We start from the raw sequence: 3001 nt of genomic DNA on the forward strand, positions 1-3001 counted from the left end.
GCCGATGCCCCGGCTGCCGATGTCCAGATCACCGACGATGGCACCAAAGCAGTCGTCACGATCGACGGGCAACCGTTTACCGAATATCGATACAGCGGCTATGCCAAGCCGATTCTGTACCCGGTGTACGGTCCCGGCCAAAAACCGATGACCCGCAACTACCCGATGGTCAAGGACGTCGACAACGAAGCCAGCGACCACCCCCACCACAAATCAATCTGGTACACGCACGACGAAGTCGGCGGGATCCGATTCTGGATGGAAGACGCCGAAGGCAAAACGTCCAAAGACGTCGGCACGCAGGTGCAAACGTCGCTCAAGATCGATGGCAACAAAATCATCGCCAAAAATGATTGGAAGAGTTCCGACGGCGAAACAGTTTGCAGCGATCAACGAACCTTGACCTTCGGTACCGACGGAGACGCCCGCACGATCGATTACGAAGTCACCTGGATCGCCTCCTCCGGTGACCTCGTCATCGGCGACACCAAAGAAGGCACGATGGGCATGCGGACCCATCCGCGACTGCGTTTGAAAGCCGACCCGAAGCGCGGCAATCACACCGCCGGCGGTCACTCCATCAACAGCGAAGGTGTCGAGGGAAAAGAGATGTGGGGTAAACGAGCGGCTTGGGTTGACTATTGGGGAGAGATCGACGGCCAGTTGACCGGCATCGCGATGTTCGACCATCCCAGCAACCCGCGTCATCCGACCTGGTGGCACGCTCGCGACTACGGACTCGTCGCAGCGAATCCCTTCGGCGTCAATCATTTCGAAAACAAACCCGACGGCAGCGGTGACATGACGCTCAAGGCCGGGGAGACGATGACGTTCCGTTATCGATTCCTGTTCCACACCGGCGACGCCGAATCCGCAAAGATTGCCGAGGCGTACAAGGCGTACGCGGAGGAGTGATCGGCGGGTAGAGCCACTTGGGGCGCGCTTCGCGAACCGGACCGTGTTGTGGCACAGGAAGAGGTAGCGGAACGGCGCGAGCCGTCCGGTGACGCCGCAGAGCGGCATGAGAGACCGGAGGGCTCGCGCCCTACCGCTAATAACGGCAGCAAAACGCATCGTAGCGGAACGGCGCGAGCCGTCCGGTGACGCCGCAGAACGCCGTGAGAGACCGGAGGGCTTGCGCCCTGCCGCTAAAAAATGCTTCGCCGCGATACCCGTTCGGGGTCGACCGCACCGGCCAACATCAATGCACGCGTTGACCGGGCAGGGCGCCTTCGTCGGGCGAGAGCAGGAACACGTCTTCACCGCCGGGACCGCTGGCACACACCATGCCTTCGCTCAATCCGAACCGCATCTTGCGCGGCTTCAGGTTGGCCACCATCACAACCAATCGCCCGACCAGATTCTCCGGTTCATAAGCCGCCTTGATTCCGGCAAACACCTGACGCGTTTCGTCGCCGCCAAGACCCAACGTCAGCTTGAGCAACTTGTTCGCTTCGGGGACATGTTCGGCCGACAGCACGCGGGCGACGCGAAAGTCGACTTTGACAAAGTCGTCGATCGTGATTTCATCGGCAATCGGTTCGTCTTTGAGCGGCTGGTCAGAATCGTTGAACGTCGGTCGATTCTCTTCGGCGGCTTCTGCGGCAGCGGCTTCTTTGCTCTCTTCAATCATCTTTTGCAAATCCTCGGGTTGAATGCGTTCCATCATGCGTTGAAATTTCGCCACCGATGTCCCCAACAGCGGCGTTTTACTTTGGTCCCACGACGTGATCGGCTCGCCGAGCAGCGCGTCGCATTTCTCGGCCAGCGTCGGCAACACGGGCGCCAGGTAGATCGTCAGTTGCCGAAACAGGTTCAGTGCGACGGTGACCACATCGCGAAGTTCGTCCTGTCGCTCGGGATCTTTTTTCATCTCCCAAGGCTTGGCGTGCTCGACGAAGGGGTTGGCGGCATCGGCCAGTTCCATGATCAACCGCATCGCGCGGCTGTAGTCGCCAACTTCATACGCCTCGGCGATCGAATCCCCGGCTTTGGCGGCGGTTTCAAACAAGCCTCCGTCGTCGGGATAGGTTTCTGCCAGCCCGGTGTTCTTGGCAAACTTGCCGACCCGGCTGGCCAGATTGACGACCTTGCCGACCAGATCACTGTTGACCTTTTCGACAAACTCGTCGATGCCCAAGTCCAGGTCCTCGACACGCTGCGTCAACTTGGTCGCGTAGAAATAACGCAAGTAGTCTGGATCGGAATGTTTGCGATAGGTTTCCGCGCTGATCAACGTCCCGGTCGACTTGCTCATTTTTTCGCCGCCGACGTTCAAGAATCCGTGGATGTGGACCTTCGTCGGCAACTGCAGGCCGGCGGTGTGCAACATGCCCGGCCAGAACAACGTGTGGAAATACGTGATGTCTTTGCCGATGAAGTGGTGGATCTCGGTCGACTCACTGCGCCACCAATCGTCAAATGATTCCCCGTTGGCCTCACACCACTCCTTGGTGCTGGAAACGTAACCGATCGGAGCGTCGAACCAGACGTACCAGTAGTTGCCCGGTGAATCGGGGATCTCGAAACCGAAATACGGGCCGGGGCGGCTGATGTCCCAGTCCCGCAGCTCTTTGTCCTCGGCCAGGAAGAAACCCTTCAAGTAGTTGGCGGTTTCTTTTTGCAGTGCATCGCCGTTGTCGATCCACTCGATCAGGAACGAACGCAGCTTTTCCAGGGTGACGAACAGATGGACCGCCGAGCGGACTTCGGGCGTGGCGCCGCTGAGCGTGCTTTTGGGATCGATCAAGTCGATCGGAGAATACGTCGCCCCGCATTGGCAATTGTCGCCCGGTTGGTTCTTGTGACCGCTGACCGGACAGGTTCCACGGACGAAACGATCGGCCAAAAAAGTCTCCGCTTCGGGGTCATAAAGCTGTTGGATGCTCTTTTCGGTGACCAGATCGGCGTCGCGGAGGGCTTGCCAAAACAGGTGACAAAGCTCCCGATTGGCGTCGCTGTTGGTGCTGCCGTAGTGGTCAAAGTCGACGTGAAAATCGGC

The 3001-nt window shown here is 59.0% G+C and carries 2 protein-coding genes; one reads left to right on the forward strand and one right to left on the reverse strand.

The window, feature by feature from the left end; genetic code table 11:
- Positions 1-915: PmoA family protein (locus ABX749_RS27845; RefSeq protein ID WP_372898903.1), on the forward strand; the 915-nt coding region annotated here is incomplete at its 5' end.
- A 286-nt stretch (positions 916-1201) separates the two neighbouring features.
- Here ABX749_RS27845 and metG read toward each other — a convergent pair.
- The coding region (metG, locus tag ABX749_RS27850; protein ID WP_372898904.1) for a methionine--tRNA ligase at positions 1202-3001 on the reverse strand (1800 nt) is incomplete at its 5' end.

This window comes from Stieleria sp. (assembly GCF_041595215.1).
GTDB classification, from domain to species: domain Bacteria; phylum Planctomycetota; class Planctomycetia; order Pirellulales; family Pirellulaceae; genus Stieleria; species Stieleria magnilauensis.